We start from the raw sequence: 21,668 nt of genomic DNA, 5'->3' as shown, positions 1-21,668 counted from the left end.
CCGCAGTGCCGGAACTTCGCCCCGTCCGGCAACAGCTCGACGGGGCGAAGCAGCAGGCCCCAAATTAACCAACGGCGTCGTACGACTGGCGAGGCCCTGGGGGTGCTGCGTCAGCCGGAGGGCTCCGGCGCTGCGTCGTCCGTGCAGCCCGGTCCGAGGACCCGTCGCGGGCTCGGCGGCGGTGCGGGCTGGACTCCGAGAACTCCGCGGTCACGCAGCTCGCTGAGGTCCGGCAGGCGGACGCCGGGCAGCGCGTCGAGAAGGTCGGCCTGGGCAGCGCGGATGCTGTGCGCGGGGGCCTCGGGGCCGGTGCCGAGGGCGCGGCGTACGGTCACGCTGATCATCGTACGGGCGGCTCCTGTCGCCCTACCCCCTTCTACACAACCTCCTTTGAACTTCCCTGCCGCAACCTCGGGGCAGCCAGGCAGCGATCCCCTCGACCCGACGTCGGGTCTCACTGATGTCTCCCTGCGGGACTTGGGAGGTCCGGCAGTCCGAGACGGTGGGAAGCGCAGGAGCCTGACGGATCACCTGAGGTCACGCGCCGGAGAGCCCTTGAAGTGCTGCAGCACAGCGGACGCGGCTTCCGGAGGGTGGTTGTCGTTTTTTTCCGACAACCACGTGCGGTCGGTTCCGGAACCCTCGCCTCTCGGTACGCTTCCGCGGTAGATCTCCGCCAGCGGAAGGAACGAACATGGCACGGCGCTACGCCATCTACAGCGAGAAGGGAGGCGTCGGGAAGAGCGCCCTCGCGGGAGGCCTGACGGCAGCGGCGCGCAAGCGCAGGCTGGACGGCAAGCCAGGCACGGTCTACACCGGAGACCTCGACCCGCGCGGAACTTTCACAGCCGAGCTGGGCGTCACTGAGACCGCGTTCACCATGAACGATCTCCTGGCCATGGACCCCAAGGGAGAACGCGGCCTTGCCGCTGAGGCCCTCACCGACGCCTCCGAACCGTGGTCCGGCGTCCGCGTCATCGCCGCCGAACGCGCACTGGCAAACCGTGAGACCGACCAGGCAGTCGGCCTGGAATTCCGTCTCCGTCATGCTCTTGACGGCGTACTGGGCAAGGACGATGAGCTCGTTCTGGACCTTCCCCCGCGCGCCGGCGGGAAGCTGGTGACAGCGTCACTGCTGGCCGCGACCCATGTGATCATCCCGGCCACCCTCGACGAGGACGGCAAGGTGGGGGCGGCTGAGGCTATGGAGACCATCAGCATCATCCGCGACAGTTACGGCCACGATCTCAAGATCGTCGCAATCGTTCCTTCCATCGTCGTGCCCGGCAAGAACGGCATGTCGACCACGCTCGGCAATGCCATAGGGAAGCACCTCGCTGACACGTACGGCGACCTCTACCGCGACGACCTCGCCATCCCCCGGCACGAGTTCCGCAAGGTCTGCCGCTACGCGTGTGTGCCCGTCACCAGCCAGACCAACAAAGAGGCTCTCGCCCTCGCCTCCGCATACGACAACATCCTCACCGCCGCAGGAGAAACTAAGTGAGCAGCGTCAGAAGTCTCATCGCGGACGGCAACAAGCGCGTCGCTGAGGAGAAGAGGACGAAACTCCAGAAAGCTGCAGACGCACAGGTCGACCCTGCCGTGCCCGCCGAGCGCCAGAAGGGCACAGCAGCGGAGGCCGGTCCGCTCTTCCCGACGGGCTTCGACGAGACCGTCCTCGACGGCCTGGATGAGGCAGAGCAGTTCAGGGTGCTCGCGGAAGCATGCGGCAGGTCCGAAGCTCGGGAGTTCGAGTCGATCGCTGCGGCCAAGATGCGCGGCACCATCGAACGCGGCACCGCCCTGAAGATCCTCCTGCAGCGGGACCTCTTCGAGGCTGGCGGCTTCAAGAACATCAATGCGTACGCGAAGCACCTCGGCATCAACCGCCAGTACATCTACGACCTGATCAAGGACGCCGCAAACCTCCTCACCATCCGCCCCCTCATCGAATCAGCCGGGCACCCCCTCGTCGCCACGCACGCCGCGGTGCTCCGGCCGGTCTACGAAGACAAGGGGCCCAACGAGGCGATGATGGTGCTCGACAAGGCCAAAGAGTCCGGCAAGCTCACCGCAGAGTCCCTCAAGGCCGCGGCACAAGCGCTTGGGTTCCTCCCTGCCTCCGAGGAGACCAGGGCAGCCCGCGCGCTGCCATCCTCCGCCTACGAACGTCTCGCCTTCGCCGACGCCTACAGGGCACTCGCGCCGAAGAACGTCGAGCGTCTCGTCGAGCAGGACCCGGCCAAGGCCGTGGAACAGCTCGACGCCGTCGAGGAGCAGCTCAAGAGGGTTCAGCGCCGCGTTGAGCAGGCCCGCAAGATCGCCGCCAAGAGAACGCTCCCTGCCCCTCGGACCGAATCCGGCGATCCCGACACTGAAGCATCTGCGGGCACCCGGGCGTAGACCGCGGAAGGTGCTCGCCCGTATGGGGCGGGCGGTCAAGGAGAGAACGCCCGACGCATGAAGCACGAAGGCCCGACCCAGACCTTCCGTTCTAGTGGTCGGGCCTCCGTGCGTTCGGAACTGGTGGGCAGCACCCCCGTGACGGGCACTACACCGCGGGCGCGAGGCGGTGGCGCAGGCGGGCGCTGCAGGAGTACCTCACCCCCACCGCGGACACCAACGGCGTCCCTGGCCTAACCCCGGCCTGACCCCCCACCCCCAGGACGGCGGTGACCCCCGGCGAGTACGCCGGGGTCACCGCCGTTCGCATGCCCGTGCCGGCACGGTGGGGCCTCAGCGGACCAGACTCCCGCGAAACGCTCTGACCAGCGAGAACAGATTCACATCGCGTGATTATCAAAAAGTTCGTGGGAAGAATCCTGAACTTTCCATAAGGCGCTGCCAGTAGAACTTCATGTACGAGATGAGGTATGCGTCAATATGCAAGATCAAATTTGTGAGTCGGACGGGTCCCGGGAGGTCCCCGCCGTGCAGCAGACCGCCACCAAGCGCCGCAAGCAGGGCAACCCCGAGAAGCTGGAGGCGGACCGCGCCCTGTACGAACGGCTCCAGCGGTGTGACTTCACCGGCTGGGAGATGGACCTGCTGCGCGAGGACCTGTGGCTCTACGGCTGGAAGTGCCTGAACGCCTGGATGAAGGACGGCACGATCATCGAGAAGTGCGGTGAGCGCGGCATCACCGTCCCCGCCCGCTGGTTCGAAACCGAGACGCTGACCCGGCGCGGCGACCTCCGCGACGAGGTGGCCCACGACTCTGTCGAGCGCGCGGTGAGGACCTTCACCGAGGAGTACCTCCCGGGCGGCCGCTGGGACCCGGACAAGGGCGCCACGATGCGCACCTACTTCCTCGGGACCTGCATGTACTGCTTCCGGGATGCGTTCAAGAACTGGTCCTACAGCTACCGCCGGAACCTCTTCGCCGCAGCCGACCCCCTGGTCCACGCCGACCTGTACTCCCCTTACGGCTCGTACGAGGACACCACGGTGTTCCAGGAGGCCATCCAACGGATCATGGAGAACGCCGGACCGGAGGTGCGTGCGATCTGCGGGTGCATCTGGGAGACCAAGATGTCCCAGAAGGAGATCGGCGACGAGCTGGGGATGGCCTCCCGGGCCGTCGAAGGACACATGCGTCGGCTGCGTGCCCGCGCCAAACTCCTGGTCGCCAAGGGCGAGATCGAAGCGCTCTACGGCCGGATCTCCACGCCGGAGGCGGGTGTCCTGTGAACAACCGAAACGGGCTCGACCTGCGTACGGCGATGCTGCTGTTCGCCGGCGGATTCGGAACCTACATCGCGTTCCTGCACCCGGCCGTCGGCGTCGCCCTCCTGGTCGGCATCGGCGTGATGACCCTTCTACACCTGCTGCTCAAGTAGTGCCCCGGTGTATCTCCTTCGAGGATTTTGACCTTGGTCGGTAGGGTCCAGAGGGGATGACGTGGCATGTGCTTGCTGACGTGCCACGGGAGTACGGCACGGGGAGAAGTCGCATGGGGGAACGGTTCGCAACAGCGGAAGACGTGCGGCGCCACTGGCGTCTTGAAGAAGGCGACCCCTGCCGGATCTCCGAGACGAAGGACGAGGCGGCCAACCGCCGGGCCACCGTCTGGCGCCGCGAGGAACGCGCGAGCGAAGTCGAACTGGTCGGCGAGCACCTGGTCATCGCCCGGATGAACTACAACGACTCGGGCCGGTACCGGTGGGGCGTCTTCCACGCGGGCACCGCACAGCCGGTGCTGATGCTGGAGTACGAGGACCGCAAGCCCGAAGACGACGGAGCGCGCGCCCGGGCCCTGGCGGAGGCACTCGACCAGTGGCGGGACGCGGCGACCGGGGAGCCTTTCGACTGGACCAGCCAGGGCCTGATCGACCGGCTCCGCTCGCCGTACGGGTACGGCATGCTCGACCAGGCCCGCGGCCGGGACCCGGAGGCCCGCTGGGCGGGCACGGCGCCGGCGGACGTGATGGCCTGGCAGACCGACGACGGGCAGGAGTACGCCTACGACAGCTCCCTGGACAAGGTCACGGTCTACGACCCTGACGGGCTGCTGATCGCGCGGGGGGAGCGCAAGCTCGACCCGAAGACGCGGAAGAGTGCGTTCCTCGGCGAGATGCGCGACGGGCGGCGCATCTCGGGGCAGCGCTCGAACCACTTCGTCCAGAACGCGGTGTGGCAGCACCGCATCGCCCGGTTGGAGCCCGGCGCCCGGGACGGGCTGTGGATCTACTATCTGGACCACCGGCCGATCGTGCACGGCACCGACAGGTACGCCGACGACTGGCCCGACATGAAGACCCTGCTGCGGTCGGCGGGGTTCACCTGGAGCGGCTTCGCGAAGGCCTACGTCACTGCGGGCACCACCCGGGCCATCGCCCGGGCGCAGAGCGTCGACCGGCTGGCCCGGGCCCTGTACGCGCAGGGGCGCATGGTGGAGATCCGGGCGGACGAGGACCGGCTGCGCGGTGTCCTCGCGCCCGCCGCCCCGGCCCCGGCCGCGGCCCGCGCCGCCGTCCTGGTCCCGGCCGCCGCGGCAGAGGCCTCGCCTGCGGCCGCCGCGCCGGAGGCTCCGGCCGCCCCGGCACCGGCGGCCGTGCCGGTGCTGACTCCGCAGGACCTGACGGACGAACAGCTCGCCGCCGAAATCCAGCGGCTGGAGGAGGAACGGCGTGGCGCCGCGTACGGCAGCGCGCGGCGCAAGCAGCTCGACGAGCAGATCGCCCCGCTGAAGCAGGAGAACGAGCAGCGCCAGGTGGCGCAGGTGGAGAACCGGCCCGATCCGGCCGGGATGGAGGACGGCGAGATCGCCGCCGAGCGGGAGGCCCTGGCGGCCGCCCTGGGGCGTCCCGTCTTCGGCTACGAGAACCGCACGCCCCTGGCGGTGGCCCGCCGGGAGCGGGACGAACTGCTGCGCGTCGAACAGGCCCGGCGTACGGCGGCGGAGCTGGAGGCCCGCCCGCCGGTCGTGCAGCTGTCGGACGAGGATCTCCAGGCGGAGGGCGCCCAGCTGGTCAAGGACCGTCACCAGCGGCCGCCGGAGGCCGCGGACGCCTTCGGTGACCGGGTGGCGGCGGTCGGGGCGGAGATCGCCGACCGCAGGCTGCTGGCCTGGGGGGAGCAGCCGCCGGCGGAAGGCCTCGACGACGTCGAGCTGACGGAGGCCTTGGAGGCGCTGCGCGGGCTGCGTCTGTCCGACACCGAGTTCGCGGGCTCGATCCAGGCCAAGGACCGCGTGGAGAAGGTGTTCACGGCCCGCCGTCACGTTCTGCAGGAGGAGGTCAAGCAGCGTGACGAGAAGGCGTTCAGGACGCTGCTGGAGACGGACGGCCGGATTCGCCTGGAGACCTACAGCCACAGCAGCAGCATCAAGATCCGGATCGACAACCGCTACTACGGCGAACTCACCGACAACTACTCAAGCTGGCGGGCGCGGCTGTGGCGTGGCCGGGACATCACCCGCGAGGAAGCGTGGCGCACCGATGCGCTGCGCTGGCTGATCGGGGAGTACGAGAAGGACCCCGAGACCCGCGACACCCGCACCTGGGGCGCCTACGTGCCGGTCGAGCTGCCCCCGGCGTTCGTCGACCACCTCACCACCCGCTTCAGCGACCTGACGCTGTCGGGTGAGGCGGAGAAGTACCTGATCACGCAGGTCGCCGACTCCTCGCGGACCCAGTCGTGGGACGAGACCGGCAAGAAGATCATGGTGCACGCCCTCGACGTGCCGGAGCGGGCGCTGCCGGTGCTGGAGCGGATGGGGCGGCGCCTGGTCGACCGGCTCGACGACGATCTGGACTCCGACGACAGGAAGACCCGGGAGCGGGCCAAGCGGGCCCGCCCGAACGTGCTGCGCGCCCTGGACGACCTCGTGGCGCTGATGGAGGACCGCGGCCTGGAGCCGCTGGGGCCGGATAATGCGAGTGCAGGGGCACCGCAGGACGGAGAGGCAGACAGTGAGCGAGTACGCGAAGACGGCCCGCCGGCACTGGGAGACGTTCCGGCCGCGGGAGCTGTCGCAGATGGAGGACCCGGAGGCGTTCTTCCAGGGGCTGGCGATGGACGTGCAGGAACGGATCGCGGAGCTGACCGGGGAGAAGATGGGCGAAGCGATGCGGGAGACGGACCACCAGCGGCGGGCGGGCAAGCTGAAGGCGGCCCAGCAGATGGCCCGGGAGCAGGCGCTGAGGGAGATCGTGTTCCTGGAGCCGGAGGAGGACAGCCGGGACGCGGAGCTGCCCCGCTAGTCTTCCGGCCCGCCTCCCAGGAGGACCTGGCCCCGGCGGGCGAGCGGGCCAAGGCCGCCGCCAACCTGGAGGCGGTCCGCATCCTCAAGCGGGTGCAGGAGGAGAAGCGGGCGGCCACCGCCGCCGAGCAGCAGGTGTTGGCCCGCTGGTCGGGCTGGGGCTCGGTCCCCGAGATCTTCGCCGCCCGCCCCCGTGAGGACGATCCGGTCTTCGGGCCGGGCGGTGAGCGGGAGGGCGGCTACGCGGCCGCTGCGGCCCGCTGGGAGTCCTTCACGGACGTCCGTGACCCGCTGCGTGTGCTGCTGGACGATGACGAGTGGCGGGCGGCGGCCGCCTCGACCCTCAGCGCCCACTACACCCCGCCGGAGATCACCTCCGCCCTGTGGCAGGCGCTGGCCGACCTCGGGTTCGACGGCGGTGAGGTGCTGGAGCCCGGCAGCGGCGCGGGCGTCACCTTCGGCACCGCGCCGGAGTCGGCCCGGCTGACCGGTGTCGAGATCGACCCGACGTCCGCGGCCATCTCCCGGCTGCTGGCGCCCGGCGTGACGGTCCTGAACGAGTCGTTCGCCGACACCGTGGCGCCGGACGGCTCGTTCGACGGCGTGGTGGGCAACGTGCCCTTCGCCCGGGTCTCGCTGTACGACCCGAAGCACAACCGCGGCCGCCACCGCCTGCACAATCACTTCCTGATCAAGTCGGTGGCGCTGACCCGGCCGGGCGGCGTGGTCGCCCTGATCACCTCCCGGCACACCCTGGACGCCGAGAGCGCCGCGGCCCGCAACGAGCTGTGCGAGATGGCCGACCTGCTGGGCGCCGTACGCCTGCCGAACAAGGCCTTCGCCCGCTCCGCCGGCACCGACGTGGTCACCGACATCGTCGTCCTGCGCCGCCGCATGGACGGCGAGGAACCCCTTGACCAGTCCTGGCTGACCTCCAGCAAGCGGGCGGTCGGCGAACACCAACTGCCGGTCAACGACTACTTCGCCGCCCACCCCGAGCACGTGCTGGGCACCCTGACCAGCCGCATGGGCGCGCACGGGCCGGAGGTCGCCGTCGACGGCGACCCGGACGTCGGGGAGGCGCTGCGCACCGCTCTGCGGCAGGTCACCGACAGCGCGGTCCTCGCGCGGCGCTGGTACGCGCCGCACCCCGAGGGGCCGTACCGGCCGCCCTTGCGGCTCAAGCCCGCGGCCGATCTGCAGGACTTCACCGGCCGCCTGTCCGCCGACGTGGAGGGCAAGCTGTGGCAGACCTCCGGCGACGGCGAGCTGGTGGCCGTCGAGCTGCCCGCCAAGCAGCACGCCCAGCTCGCCGCGCTGATCGAACTCAAGGACCTGGTGCGCGGGCTGAACGAGCTGGACCGCTCCGGCTCCGACCTCGCCCTGGCCGACGCCCACCGCCGCCTGACCAGGGAGACCTACGAGCGGTACGTCGCCGCGCACGGGCCGCTGTCCCGGCCTCGGCAGCAGCAGAACGTCACGACGCAGACGGACGACGGCGAGAGCGTCACCGGGCTGACCGCCTGGGGCTACTTCCTCAACGACCCGCAGGCCTACGAGGTCCTGGCGCTGGAGATGTGGGAGGCGGACACCGAGACGGTGCACGTCTCGGAGATCCTCGACCACGCCCCGGCCGCCCGCCGCAGCGTCCTCGGGCAGCACACCGACGACCCGCAGCAGGCGCTGGACGCGGTGGTCGCCGAGCGCGGCCACGTCGACCTCGCCCACATCGCCTGGATGCTCCAGGTCGACGAGGACGAGGCCCGCCGGCGGCTGGCCCGCTCGGTGTTCACCGACCCGCTCACCGGGGATCTGCTCTACAGCGCCGACTACCTCTCCGGAGACGTCCGCACCAAGCTGGAGATCGCCCGGCAGGCCGCCCAGCGCGATGCGGCCTTCAAGGTCAACGTCGCCGAACTCGAACGCGTCCAGCCGCGCGAGATGCTGCCCGGCCAGTTCGCCATCCGCCTGGGCGCCGCCTGGCTCCCCGACGACCTGGTGCAGCAGTTCTTCCGGGAGTACCTGGGCGACGCGCACCTGACCATCCAGCACTCCGGCAACGGCAACTGGCACATCCTCAAGGGCCGCGGCCTGAGCGAAGAGGACGAGGTCAAGCACAGCGCGGGCGGCCTGCACCCGCTCGCCCTGCTGAACCGGGTCCTCAACGGCGGCTCGATGACCGGGCGGCCTTCCGACGACGAGGAAGCCGCCCGCGCCGTACGGGTCAAGGCTGAGGAGTGGCGCGACGCCTTCGAGGCGTGGGTGCTCGACGACTCCGTACGGGCCGCCCGGGCCGCGGACGTCTACAACCGGCAGATGAACAACCGGGTGGTCCGGGACTTCACCGGCACCCGCCCCTCCCTGACCGGACTCGACCCCGACTTCACGCCGTACGACCACCAGCTGGCGGCCGCCGCCCGGATGGCGCACGAACGCTGCCTCGTGCTCTCCCACGTGGTCGGCGCCGGCAAGACGGCGACCTTGGCCATCGGCATGATGGCCATGAAGAACACCGGCCAGATCGAAAAGCCGCTGGTGGTGGTCCCGAACTACCTGGTCGAGCAGTGGGAGGGGGAAGTCCGCCGCCTCTTCCCGACGGCCCGCATCCTGACGCTGACCAGCGCCGACCTCGCCGACGGCAAACGCGACCGGATGCTCCAGTACGTCCGCGCGAACAGCTTCGACCTGATCATCATGTCGCACTCGCTGTTCGACTCGATCCCGCTGAGCCCGGAGTTCTACGAGTTCTACAACGACGAAGAACTGCGCAAGCTGGACGCGCAGATCCTTCACGAGCGGCGGCGTGAGGGAAAGTCGATCAGCCTCAAGCAGCTCCAGGAGCGGCGCCAGCAGCACGAGCAAAGCCTCAAGGAGAAGGCGGCCGCCGTCCGCACCCCGGGGCAGGTCTACATCGACGACCTCGGCTTCGGCTTCTTCGCGGTCGACGAGTTCCACGAGTACAAGAACCTCGCCGTCCGCTCGAAAATCCCTGGTGCCCGCGTCGCCGGGTCCGCCAAGGCACAGCACCTGCACGCGGTCCTGGAGTGGGCCCGCCGCAACAAGCCCACCGGCCCGATTGGGTGCCTGGCCACCGGCACCCCGCTGTCGAACGCCATCGGCGAACTGCACACCCTGCTGCTGATGGCCAACCCGGACCTGCTGCGCAACCTCGGCATCGAGGAGTTCGACGCCTTCGCCACCATGTACGGGAAGATGGTGGAGCGGCTGGAGATGACCGTCGACGGCAAGGGCTTCAAGTCCGTCGAACGGTTCGCGTCCTTCCACAGCGTCAACTCGCTGCTGCGGCAGCTGTGGCTGCCGGTGGTCGACTACAAGGACGAAGAAGACCTCGGGCTGCCACTGCCGAGCATCAAGGGCGGTGAGCCCGAGCTGATGCTCGTGCCGGCCACCGCCGAGCAGCAGGCGCTCATGCAGGAGCTGGGCGAACGGTACGAGGCCTACCACCTGGGCGAGGTCGACAAGAGCGAGGACAACCCGCTCTCGATCAACACCGACGCCCGGGTCATCGCCCTCGACCCACGGCTGATCGACTCGCAGGCGGAGCCCGGCAACAAGCTCCGGATGCTCGCCGACCGCATCGCCGCGAAGTACCACGAGACGAAGGACAACCGCTACACCTACAGCACCAAGGACCTCCGGCCCCACCCCGTGCCCGGGGCCCTCCAGATGGTCTTCCTCAACCAGGGCACCCCGGGCGGCAAGAACCGCGGCAACTTCAACGCCTACCAGGAGTTGAAGGACCTCCTGGTAGCGCGTGACGTACCCGCCGACAAGATCGATTTCATCCATGACGCGTCCCGCGCCGACCAGCGGCGCAAGCTGACCACACGCGCCAACCACGGCGGCAGCAACGTCCTGATCGGCTCCACCCAGCGCATGGGCAAGGGCCTGAACGCGCAGAACCGCGCCGTCGCCCTGTACCACGTCGACCCGGACTTCCGGCCCGCCGACATGAAGCAGAAGGACGGCCGGGCCCTGCGGCAGGGTAACCAGAACAAGGTCGTCGAGATCGTCTGGGCGGCCACGGAGAACACCTTCGACTCGCGGATGTACGGCATCCTCGCCACGAAGGCCAAGGGCTTCGACCAGCTCTACAAGGCCCGGCTGGACGCCGGGTCGGACGAGATCCAGGAAGTCGACGAGGCGATCGTTCCTTACGAGGAAGCGATGGCGATCATCTCCGGCAACCCGTACCTGATCGCCCAGGAGGAACTGCGCAAGCAGCTGCGCACCCTCACCCTGGACCAGAACAACCGGGCCACCCAGCGCGCCATCGTCCACAAGAAGGTCCAGCAGCTCAACAAGGACATCGACGCCCTGACCCGGGACATCAACCGGCGCGGCGCCGTCCTGCCGTCTCTTCGCCCGGTCATGGGCGACGACTTCGAGATCACCTTGGGCGGCGCCACCTACACCAAGCACAAGGACGCCGCCGTACCTCTCACCGACGCGCTCGCCGGCGTCCTTGCGGCCCTGCCGGAGAAGCGCGCCTTCAACCCGGACACCGTCCTCGGGCAGCTCGGGGGCCGCGACCTCGTCGCTGTGGCCTTCCGTGAGGACGGCCAGGAGGTGCCCTTCGTCCGCGTCCACCTGGACGGCCTGCCGGGTTCCCTCCAGCGCTTCGACACGGTCGAGTTGAGCATCCTCAAGGGCGAGACGCTGCTGCGGCGGCTGACGAAGACCATCGCGGAGGCACCCGAGCGGCAGACCGAGGATGAGGGCAACCTGACGGCCAAGCGGGCCACCCGTGACGAGCTGCTGGTGTACTCCGAGCAGCTGCGCGGACAGGTGCCCGGCCTGGGCCGGGCCCGTGAGCGCCTGAGCCTGGTCGACGGCCTGGTCGCCGCGCAGATCGCGGTGAACAAGGCGGGCGAGCCCAGCAAGGACGAGTCGGCCGCGGAGACGGAGAAGCGCAAGCAGGCCATCGAGCGGCGTGACGCGCTCCAGCGGCAGCTGGAGCGTTTCGACGCCACTCCCCCGGCGGAGGCCTCGCCGGAGGCGGGCGAGGCCCTGCTCGACCTGGACGAACTGCGGCCGCGGGACCCGGTCCTGCTCTCCCCTCAGCAGGTGGAGAGCGAGGCGGCGATCCTGCGCGCCCACATCGCCGTCCACGGCGATCCCGACGGTACGGCGGCCGCCCGCCTCGAAGAACTCGGGATGGCCCTGGTCGCGGAGTCCCTGAACCAGTGGATGGACGGGTTCGTAAACCCTGCGGCGAACGAGGGCGCCGACGGCCAGCGACCGGCACCCGAGCCTCCCGCCGAGGGGGAGGTGGAGAGCACGGAGACCGCGGAGAGCACGGAGACCGGGTCCGCCGGTTCCGGAGGCACTCTGCAGGAGCTGATCGACGGCTTCGGTGACCGGGTGATGGTCGGGCACATCGGCGGTCAGCGACCGGCGCCCGAACCTCCCGGCGAGAGCAACGAGCAGCCGACCGAACAGCCAGCGGAGCAGCCGGAGGAGCCCGCGGAGACAGCGGCCGCGCCGCCGGAGACGGCACCCGTACCGCCCGTCGACGAGGTCCTGGACGACGAGGAGGCCGACGCTCCGGCGCCGGACGGTGACGGGTACGGGACGGCCGACCTGTACGAGACGTTCGGCCTCGCGCAGCCCGAACGCGTGCCGGTTCCCGAGTCCGAACCCGAGGCGGAGCCGGAGGCGGAGGAGCCCGCCGGCGTCTCGGACGGGCAGATGACCGTGGAGGAGGTGCAGCCCGGAGCCGCACCGGACGGGCAGGACGCCGCCGCTGCACGGGACGACGGGCGGGTCCGTCTCACCAGCGCGGACGGACGGCTGACGTTCACCCTGCTCGAAGTCCCCGCGGACGCGGGTTTCCACCAGGAGGCGGTGGAGGGGTACCAGCGGCGGCTCAGCGAATTCACGGCGGTCGTCGAGACCAAGAACGAGCAGGCGACGCAGACCCCCGCCGAGCAGGCCGAACAGCTGACCCGGTGGCGCCGCACGTACAAGGGGGACAACCGCCTGGAGCCGTTCCGGCCGCTGCCCTCCCTGCGGTTGACCCCGCGGGCGGACGCCCCCGGCCTGACCCCTGCGGAGTACGGCATCGGCTCGTGGCTGACCTGGCAGGACGGGCAGAGCGGCGAGCAGGTGACCGGTCAGGTGATGGGGCCGGGACCGGCCGGTGACACCTGGTTCGTCAGCACGGACCGGACCGGCCACACCGGCGAGTACCACGTACTGTCCCGCAGCGGGAAGAAGGCCACCGGCTACACCTACTCCCTCAACGGCGCGGCCACGGATCTCCGGCCCGCCGACGGGCCCGGGCAGCAACTGCCGCTGGAGGCACTCCCGGAAGTGGATGCGGTGCCCGCCCGGCCGGTCACGTCGTACGCCGACTGGCTGCCGACGAACGGGCTGGCCTCGGTGCGCGAGCCGATCCCGGTGACGGTCGGGGAGATGGGTCCCCGCTTCGACCGGGGGGAAGTGGCCTTCGACGTCGTCGCCGACGGCATCCCCTTCGTGGTCAGGCTGAGCCAGAACGACGAGACACTGACCTCGACCTTCGTGCCGCGCGTCGAGTCCGACGGCAAGGTCATCGCCGAGTTCGGCCCCCTGGACACCCGGGCGGAGGCGGTGGACTTCTGCGTGGGCGTGGCCCGCGAGGCGCGGGAGAAGGCCGACAAGCCGCTGTACGCGCAGAACCGCAACTACGACCTCACCCTGGCGGGCGAGGGAGTCTGCGGCCGGTGCAGTCTCCATCTCGACGACAACGACGTGAAGGAGCTGTACCGGGTAGACGGTGGTGATCCTGACTGCATCGCCCACCTCTTTCTCCGTTTCAGGGCGGCTGAGGCCGACGTCGCCGTGCTGGCGCGGGCCCGTCGTATCTGGGCGGTCCGCACGGCCCCCGAGCCCGGAACCACCGACGCGGTGTCGCCGGCCGACGCCGAGCAGCTCGCCGAGCCGGAGACGGCGGCCGCCGCGGCGTCGCAGGACCCGCACGAGGTCACCCGCGAGGCGCTGCAGGGCGGCGACCGGATCACGGTCGTCGTGAACGGCAGGAGCATCGAATGGGACGGGGAGGCCTGGGGGCTGCCCGTGCCGGAGACGGCCACCGTCACCGGCACCGTCTATCCCGGGTACCGGGACTACCACCAGAACACCACGCTGCTCGACGCCGTGATCCACGACCAGACCGGGCAGGAGGTGACCGCCGCAAACAGCGTCTTCCTCCGGCACCTGCCTGCGCAGGCGCGGCTCATCCCGGCCGAACACCGCGAGGACCTGCGGCCGGAGACCCGCGCCGTGGCACAGGTCCGCCTGGGTGACCTCATCGCAGAGGGCGGCACGCGCGGCGAGACCGTCACCGAACTGCGGTTCGCGGACGGCAATCGCCGGGGCAGCGTCATGGCGTTCTCCACCCGCGACGTAGCCACGGGCAGCGGCAACGGCTTCGCCCTGAACCTCACGGATGAGGTTCGGATCGTTCCCCGCGAGCGGCGGGCCCCGCAGGACGTCGCCGCGGTGTTCGGCCGCCACGGCAGCCACGACCAGGTCGCGTCCGAGACCCAGCGGACCTACGACCTGCACGCCGCCGTCACGGAGGTCACCTCACGCGTCTGGCCGGACGGCAGCGGCCCCCAGAACGAGGTCCAGGCACTGAGCGGAGCGATCGGGGCGATCGACTCCACCGCGAGGGACGCGGACGCCTACCGGGCCAACGCCGCGGCGATGGAGACCGCGGCGGCCGCCGCCGCAGCACTGTTCGCCGCCACCGACGACGACATGCTCAACCGCTACGTCGGCCGCCCGCTGCACCAGCTGCGTCAGCACCTGGACGTCCAGGCCCATCGGCTGCACGCGTCCGCCGCACACCTCGAAGAGCGCGCGGCCGCCGCGCCGGCGGCGAACCCGAGCACCGCCGACGAGCCCACCCCGCCCGCCCCCGAGGAACAGAGCGCACAGGACCAGCCAGTCGAACGCACCCCGGAAGGAGAAAACGTGGCCTCCCAGGGCACGGGCGAGATGGAACAGCTCGGGTTGTTCGGCGATCCGGCACAGGACCCGGCAGAGGCCCCGGCGGAGCCGGAGACGGCCACGGGCAGCGGGGCCGTTCCTGCTGATGAACTGCTTGCCCAGTCGGTGATGACCGAGGACGGGCGAGGGGCGCAGCTTCAGGCGGCGCTCATCGAGGGCGAGACGATCGCCCCCGTGTCGTTCACCGACCGGCGCGAACCGGCGGCGGGCTGGATTCTGACAACGGCGGGCGGGCACACGTTCCGGCTACGCCCTGTGACGTACTCCCGTCCGGATGAGGACCAGTGGGAGGCCGGTCACGACGCTGACGGCTCGTACTGGTGGGCCGCGAACGTGGAGGACCGGCCCCTTGCCGCCGTGCTGGCGCGGATCCGTGAGGACTCGGCGACCCGTACCCGGTTCGCTTTCCTGTGGGCCCGGTACGGGCACCTGACGGCGCAGGCCCCCCGGTTCGAGACGACCACGGACCGCGTCCAGCTCGAAGAGGGCGTGTACCTGGTCCGCCGGTTCGGCCGCATCGGTCTTATCGCGTCGTGCCGGTGGGGCTGGGAGCACCTGACCGACCCGGACGGCGCGCAGGGCCGCACCGGTGAGGACTGGTCCCGGAAGGGCCCGGATAACCGGCAGTACGTCGCTGAGTGGAAGATCTGGAACTCAGCCCAGGACGCCATTCCGAACGCGCGGCTACGCGTCGTGGCCCAGCTCACGGACGACATGGCCGACACGCCGGACGCGTACTGCGATGCGTCGGCGCCGTACGTCGGTAAGTGCAGCGCGAAGCGCTCGGGTGCCCGGTACACGGTCGCCGTCGACACCGACCAGGGCAGCGAACTTGGCTGCTACACCGTGTGCGCGCGGTGCCTGTCTCACCGCCTCCTGAACGACGAGGACAGGCACTTCGGTCACCGCGACGTTCAGAGCCTTGTGGGGGCCCTGGCCAAGGGTGATCCGAAGGTGGTCGACCTGCACTGGAAGCAGTGGCCCGACCGAATCGCTGAGCTTGCCGGACAGATGCTGTCGTCCGCGCTGGATACCGGAGAGACCGCCCCGTGGCCTGCCCAGGCTCTGACGAGTCAGATCCTCACCGAGGCGTGCGAAGCCGGTGACGACCGCGCCATGCGCGAAGCACGGGCGGAGGTGAAGACTGCGGGCGGGGACGCGAAGGCACAGAAGCGGGCGGCTGATGAGGCGTTCGCAGCCCGCCAGGACCGGGCCGCGCTGGTCGCCCGGCGTGGCGCGACCCACATGGATGCGGCGAACGAGGCCGACCGCGTGGCCGTCGCGATCCTCGGACTCGTCGGCTGGGGGGTGGAGGGTATCGACGCGATGCCGGAGCCTGCTGAGGAGGCGGCGCCCGAGATCGTCAACGTCAATACGCTGACCGTCAGCCCGCGGGAACGCAATGGCGAGCCGTCCTCGTATGAGTTCACCGTCACCGGCCCCGGGCTGGCCGTCGGCGAGTACGAGATCTCCCACGATGCCCAGGGCAAGGGTGCGCGGGGGATCATGTGGCGGGCGACCTGGCACGGTGTAGAGCCGTCGGGCCGGTGGGACGTGATCAGCATTGGTTCCGGCGAGGGCGAGAGCGCGGCCCTGGCGGCCGTCGCTGAGCATGCGGCCAAGGCTGACGGGGACTTGGCCGACGGGTTCACCGTCGCCCGCCGCATGCACTATGACGCCGGGCTGTGGATGCTGCCGGAGGTCGGGGAGTCGGAGGCGATCCAGTACCACCCTGACGGCTCGTGGACGATCACCGCCGAGACCGGCGTCCCGTACACGGTCCGCCGGGAGTGGCGAGGCCGCACCGCCTCCGGTGACCTGGCGCCGCTCCTGATCGAGGACCAGGCGGGGACCTTGATCGCATCCTGCACCGCCGTCGACAGCTACATGTCCGCATGGACGCCGATGCTCGACCGACTCCGCCTCCACGCCACGGCGGTTGCTGACGGGGTGCCGCACGCGACGGCCGTCACCCTCGGCGGCCCGGGCCGGGACTGGGTCGAGGCGTGGTGTGTGTGCAGCTGGACCGAGCGCGCCGATGTCGCCAAGTACGCCGACCGCGTCCCCGCCGGTGAGGCAACGGCTCTGGCGCACCGCCAGGAGACGTCGCCAGCGGCTGAGGCACCGGCCGCCGCTGAACTGCCGGAGCTGGACGTGGTGCTCCTGGACCTGGACGTGCCGCCGCTCGACCCCGCCGAGCCGTACGACACCGACGAGGAGGCGCAGGCGGACATCGGCCGACTGGGCGAGGCGTTCGCGCGGTGGGACGCCCTGCCCACGGTCCAGCGCTACTACGAAGCCGACCGGCAGCAGCGCCCCGACGGCACCGGGAACCCGACCAACCCCGTCGCGCAGCTGGCGGCGGCGTACCGGGACGCCGAACAGTCCCTTCGCGACGGCCCGGCGGGCTCGCCGGACGACCTGGTGCGTCAGGTCCACACGGTGGCGGCCTGGAGCGGCGCCCTGGAGCCCGTGGTCGACGAGGACCTGCGCGGTCCGCTGGGGGAGGTGCGGGAGGCCGCCACCCTCTTGGCCTCCCGTTCGCAAGCGACGGTTGAGGCCTTCGAGGCGGAGCTGGCCGCCCTCTCCACGAACCCCGCAGAGGAGACGGCCGCCGATACGGCGCCTGCCGAACAGGCCCCCGTGGCCGCCGACACCGGTCCTGCGGAGCCGCCTGCGGCCGCGCAGACCACGGCTGCCCCCGAGACAGACGGCGTCACGGACGACGATCCGGCGCCGGACCCCCAGGAACCCCCGGAGCCGCCGGCCGCCGCCGACGCCCCGGAGAACACCGCGGCGGACAGCGACCCGGAGCCGGATCGCGCGCCGGACCCCCAGGAACCCGCAGTCGCGGTCCCGGATGAGGGGATGCACGAGGCACGGCGCGAAGCGTCGTTCCTCGAGCAGGACCGCCCCCGGCCGACGGATGGCGATCAGCAGACGCCGGAGCCCGGCACGGCGGCCGCACCGCCGGACCCGGCCCCGGACCCGACCCCGGCCAGCGAGGCCGCCCCCGGTGACGAGACGGCGCGAGACGCTTCGGAGGAACCGACCATGACCACCCCGCCGACCCCGCAGACCGACGCGCCGGCGCCGGACGAGCAGATCACCGAGGAGCCGCCCGCACCCCAGCGCTACGTCGACACCATCACGCTCGCCGGGGACCAGGGCTATCGGCTGCGCCTGTCCGGGCTGGACGGTCAGCCGGTCGACTCCGGAGACGTACTTCGGGGTGACCTCGTCATCGCCACCCTCCACCCGGGCCCCGAGGGCGGGTGGTTCGCGCGACTGGCCGCCGAACGGCTGCCCAATGACGTCACGTACCTGGTCGACGCACCGCAGGACGCAGCGGCCCAAGCGGCGGTCATGCACTCCGCGTTCACCGGCGCCCCGTACGGTCCGGCGCCCGGGGCGGCCGTCGGCGACGAGACCCGGCAGCGGGTGGACGTGCTGCGGGCCGACCTGCGCGACGCGGCCGTACAGCATCGCCACGCGGTGGCTGACGCGACCGCCCGGGCCTACCCCGACCTCGGGCAGAACGAGCACTTCCAGGCGCTGGTCGGCCACCTCGACGGCCTGGCGGCCGCAGTCTCCGACGCCCACGGATCGCAGCAGATGACGCAGTACCTCGACGATGTCCAGGGGGCCGTCAACGCCTGGGGCGGCACACTGCCGAACGACCCCGGGCACCCGGAGCGCCGTCAGCTGGCCTTCCCGCTGGCCCATCTGCTGTACGACGCCCGGCGCATGCAGGACCAGGTGCAGGCCACGCTCGCCGCGATGCAGGCAGAACGGGAGGCCGCCAGGGCCGAAGAGGCCGCGGCCGCCGTCGCGCTCAACGAGAGCTATCTCGCCGACTACCGGGCCGGGCGCCCGCCCCGCGACGAGGCGGCCGCCGCGGCCTACCGCGAGTGGCAGCAGCTGGACGCGGAGGACCGGCAAGCGGCCCTCGACGCGCGGGGCCAGGAGGACGAGCACCGGTCGGCCGACGCCGACGAGGGGACCGCCGCGGCGACGGACACCGGGCCCCGGCAGGAAGGCACAGAGTCCCAGAGTCCCGAAGTCCCGGACTCACAGAGCACGGACACCGCCCGCGAGGAAGCCCCAGCGGCCCCAGCAGGGACTGCGGACGCACCGGCCCCGGAGGATGCCGAGGGTGCCGCAGCTCCCGAGGACGGCGGTCCGGCTCCCGACGCCGCCGTCGACGCCGTCCGCCAGGCGCTGGAAGATGCTCTGCGGGCCGCCGATCAACCGGAGCCTGCCGCGCCGGAGCCCGGTGAGCTGCCGCTGTGGACCGGCCCGGAGGCCTCGCCTGCGGACACCACGGCGACGGAGCCTCCGGCCGGGCCAATGGACGTCCGCGCCGAGTTCCAGCCGGTACTGGACGCCTGGGACGAACACGTGCCTTCGGTGAACGGCACAGCTCAGGACCTGGTCGCCGACCTCGACGCCGACCTCGCCACGTTGCAGCGGGCGTTCGCTGAGGCGGTCACCTCGGCCGCGCCGGCGGAACCGTCCACCGCCGCGATCCCGGCGGACAGCACCACGGAAGGGGCGGCGACCGCGCCCGTCCCGCAGCAGGCCGACGCCGTCAACTCCGCCCTCCAGCAGGCCGATACGCACGTCGCCGCACTCCAGGATCTCCCGGAGTGGCAGAAGATTCAGACGGTGCGCGGTGCGGTCGGTCACCTGTTCCGCGTCATGCGGGAGCGGGCCGGGGAGCACTTCGAGCGCCTGATGGGGGACAACCGCGTCGGCGAGTTCTTCCGCAAGGTCTCGATCAACGCCTGCGAGAGGATCGCCGGGTGGGCGCAGGCGGGAGCCGACCGGCTCCGGCGCCGGGGCGAGGAGAAAGCTCCGGCCGTCGATGCGCTGCGGGACGTCGCCGGTGCCGCCTCCGCCTACAGCTCCCCCGGCGGCGGCCGCAGCGGTCCGCCGCCGGCGTCGCGGGGCGCCGCGTCCACCACGGTGGACATCCCGGAGATGCGGAAGCTCGGGGAGGCGTTGTCCCGGCCTCTCCCTGGCGCCAGGGACGGGCGCGGCACGCGCGTCTCCACGGCGGCCGCGCGGGGCAAGTCGACCACGCGCGGCACGGCGAAGAAGCCGGGCGGCTCCGGGAAGAAGAAGACGGGCAGCTCTGCGGAGCAGGCGGGGCACCTGCGCCGTGGCGGTGCCGACCCGCAGCAGCAGAACCCCAAGCCGTCCCAGCGGTAGGACACGAACGAGGGCCCGGACTGCCGAGTCGGCGGTCCGGGCCCTCGTGCTGCCGGGAGCCGCTCCGTAAGCTGCCTCCCTTGAGCATGAGCAGCGAGTACCTGCGCGTCACACCCGACGAACTGACCCGGGCCCTGAAGGATCCCGGGTGGGCTCTGGACCTCGCTGATGAGATCCAGGACGCCCAGGAAGACAACGAGACGACACCGGCCGAGGCTCGTCACTTCTCCACGCACCAGACCTGGAACCTGCTGGATTTCCTGCTCGGTGTTCCTGGTGGACATCGTGCATGGTGAAGAACGCTTCGCCGAGGCCGATGACTGGGGCTGCGGGCCACCGCGATACGTGACTGCCGACCGTGTACGGCTGGCCGCCGACACACTGACACAGATGACCTATGACCAGCTGATCCAAGGCGTCGACCACTCCGAACTCGCCGCAGCCGAGATCTACGCACAGATCTGGGACTCGCCGACGTCGCTGGAGTGGGCCCGAGACCTGTTCATCCCTCTGACGGAGTTCTTCCAAGCCGCAGCCTCTGATGGCCACGCCATTGTGATCTGGCTCGACTGAGGACCCGTCCCACCTGCCCGGACGTTGAACGCCAAGCTGAGCAACCTGGGGCTGCTCATCCCACGTAGAGCAGGCCCAGCGCGGAGTCCGGCCGGCAGAAACTGCACCCTGGTACGCCCTCCACGAGGGCCCGCCTCGCCTGCTCCTGGGATGCCGCGCGCGCGTGCTTGCCGAGCCACTCGCAACTCCCGGTGTGCACCGCCGACGGCCGCCCGAGCCCGTACTCGATGATCCAGTCCGGCACGTGCTGCGGCTCCGCCGGGCGCCGCGCCTGACGCCTCTCCTCTGCTGATATCCGCCGCCGGACCCTGTCCAAGTACAGGACCAACCAGGTCTCCAGGGTCCGCAGCCGTTCGAGGTCCGGAGGGAGGTCATCGGCCTCCGGCCCGTCGCTGTGCTCGCCAGGCCCAGGCCGGGATGCCCGCCGCACAGCTACGCCTCCCCGGCGTCCAGGCCGGTGTCCTGCTTCAGCGCCATCCGTGCCGCTACCCGGTCCTCACCTGTGAGCGTCGACCAGTACGGATGCTGCGCCACAGCGATCGACAGCTCGGTGAGCCGCTCGCGCAGCCGCTTCTCCTCGGCAGCCTGCTCCCGGGTGTAGCCGGGCGACGCCGGCCGGGACTGCCGCCGCCACCCATCAGTGTCCTCGTAGCCGTCGAGCGGCACAGCCGACCACGGCAGCTCACGGCACAAAGCCTGGAAACGGCGGCGGGTGTCGTGGAGCTCTTCTTGGGCGCGGCGCAGATCATCGGGGCAGTCGTACTCACTCACCCGCGTATCGTAAACCTGTTCGAATAGCTGAGGGGGTCGGGCACAGCGAGCAACCGGGGGCCACCCGGCCAGCCCCCGCGTGGTGCGGGAGGCCGGGCGGGCCTGGTCCAGTCGGCCATCCGCCACCCGCGCGCAGCCCGAGTCCCGCGACGAGCCCGGCACCCTGCATCACCGGAAGCACCAGACGGGGCCAGCTCCGCGGCGGATCGCCCGGCAGCACGTCCGTGGACAGCAACGTGAGCGTATGGCTTTGTCCACCAGAACGGGCAGCAGCAGATGTTCACCGCTTCGAGGCACCCCGCACATCGAGGATTCGAACGGTGACGTTGCACACCGTGGCGGTGCACGGCCTCGCGCAGCGGATGAGAAACACGTTGGCCGGTCC

The 21,668-nt window shown here is 70.8% G+C and carries 10 protein-coding genes; 7 read left to right on the top strand and 3 right to left on the bottom strand.

From position 1 onward, the window contains the following. Positions 1–110 precede the first annotated feature (110 nt). Positions 111–335, bottom strand: a complete 225-nt coding sequence (locus ACZ4Z5_RS30690) for a hypothetical protein (protein WP_468269031.1) — start codon at positions 333–335, stop codon at positions 111–113. 359 nt (positions 336–694) lie between these two features. Here ACZ4Z5_RS30690 and ACZ4Z5_RS30685 point away from each other — a divergent pair, with 359 nt between their 5' ends. The 7 genes from ACZ4Z5_RS30685 to ACZ4Z5_RS30655 all read left to right on the top strand — a co-directional run bounded on the left by ACZ4Z5_RS30685 (position 695) and on the right by ACZ4Z5_RS30655 (position 20,512). Continuing rightward, positions 695–1,507, top strand: coding sequence for a ParA family protein (locus ACZ4Z5_RS30685; RefSeq protein WP_468269028.1), 813 nt, complete (start codon positions 695–697; stop codon positions 1,505–1,507). Next, positions 1,504–2,406: a hypothetical protein gene (locus ACZ4Z5_RS30680; RefSeq protein ID WP_468269025.1), complete on the top strand. Its 903-nt coding sequence runs from the start codon at positions 1,504–1,506 to the stop codon at positions 2,404–2,406. The genes ACZ4Z5_RS30685 and ACZ4Z5_RS30680 overlap by 4 nt, the downstream gene beginning before the upstream one ends. 528 nt (positions 2,407–2,934) lie before the next feature. Beyond that, a complete protein-coding gene (locus ACZ4Z5_RS30675) occupies positions 2,935–3,693 on the top strand; it encodes an RNA polymerase sigma factor (protein ID WP_468269022.1) in 759 nt (252 codons plus the stop codon). Then, on the top strand, positions 3,690–3,842 hold the full coding sequence (locus ACZ4Z5_RS30670; RefSeq protein ID WP_468269019.1) for a hypothetical protein: 153 nt from the start codon (positions 3,690–3,692) through the stop codon (positions 3,840–3,842). Before ACZ4Z5_RS30675 ends, ACZ4Z5_RS30670 begins: the two co-directional genes overlap by 4 nt. A 113-nt stretch (positions 3,843–3,955) precedes the next feature. Continuing rightward, positions 3,956–19,939: a DEAD/DEAH box helicase family protein gene (locus ACZ4Z5_RS30665; RefSeq protein ID WP_468269016.1), complete on the top strand. Its 15,984-nt coding sequence runs from the start codon at positions 3,956–3,958 to the stop codon at positions 19,937–19,939. Between the two features lie 86 nt (positions 19,940–20,025). Beyond that, positions 20,026–20,235, top strand: coding sequence for a DUF1877 family protein (locus ACZ4Z5_RS30660; protein ID WP_468269013.1), 210 nt, complete (start codon positions 20,026–20,028; stop codon positions 20,233–20,235). Then, positions 20,207–20,512, top strand: coding sequence for a DUF1877 family protein (locus tag ACZ4Z5_RS30655; protein WP_468269010.1), 306 nt, complete (start codon positions 20,207–20,209; stop codon positions 20,510–20,512). Before ACZ4Z5_RS30660 ends, ACZ4Z5_RS30655 begins: the two co-directional genes overlap by 29 nt. 55 nt (positions 20,513–20,567) lie before the next feature. On the opposite strand, the gene ACZ4Z5_RS30650 is transcribed toward ACZ4Z5_RS30655, so the two are convergent. Both ACZ4Z5_RS30650 and ACZ4Z5_RS30645 read right to left on the bottom strand, forming a co-directional pair. Further along, a complete protein-coding gene (locus ACZ4Z5_RS30650; RefSeq protein WP_468269007.1) occupies positions 20,568–20,756 on the bottom strand; it encodes a DUF6233 domain-containing protein in 189 nt (62 codons plus the stop codon). A gap of 188 nt (positions 20,757–20,944) precedes the next feature. Next, complete coding sequence (locus ACZ4Z5_RS30645; RefSeq protein WP_468269004.1) at positions 20,945–21,283, bottom strand: hypothetical protein; 339 nt, start codon at positions 21,281–21,283, stop codon at positions 20,945–20,947. Between the last annotated feature and the right edge of the window lie 385 nt (positions 21,284–21,668).

It is taken from the genome of Streptomyces sp. NPDC030222 (assembly GCF_055573115.1).
The sequence above is the reverse complement of the archived record's forward strand: the minus strand, read 5'-3'. Positions and strand labels throughout refer to the sequence as shown.

Bases quoted from the DNA above. Each gene is read 5' to 3' on its own strand.
- ACZ4Z5_RS30660 (WP_468269013.1), top strand. From the start codon at position 20,026: ATGAGCAGCGAGTACCTGCGCGTCACACCCGACGAACTGACCCGGGCC.
- ACZ4Z5_RS30685 (WP_468269028.1), top strand. From the start codon at position 695: ATGGCACGGCGCTACGCCATCTACAGCGAGAAGGGAGGCGTCGGGAAG.
- ACZ4Z5_RS30665 (WP_468269016.1), top strand. From the start codon at position 3,956: ATGGGGGAACGGTTCGCAACAGCGGAAGACGTGCGGCGCCACTGGCGT.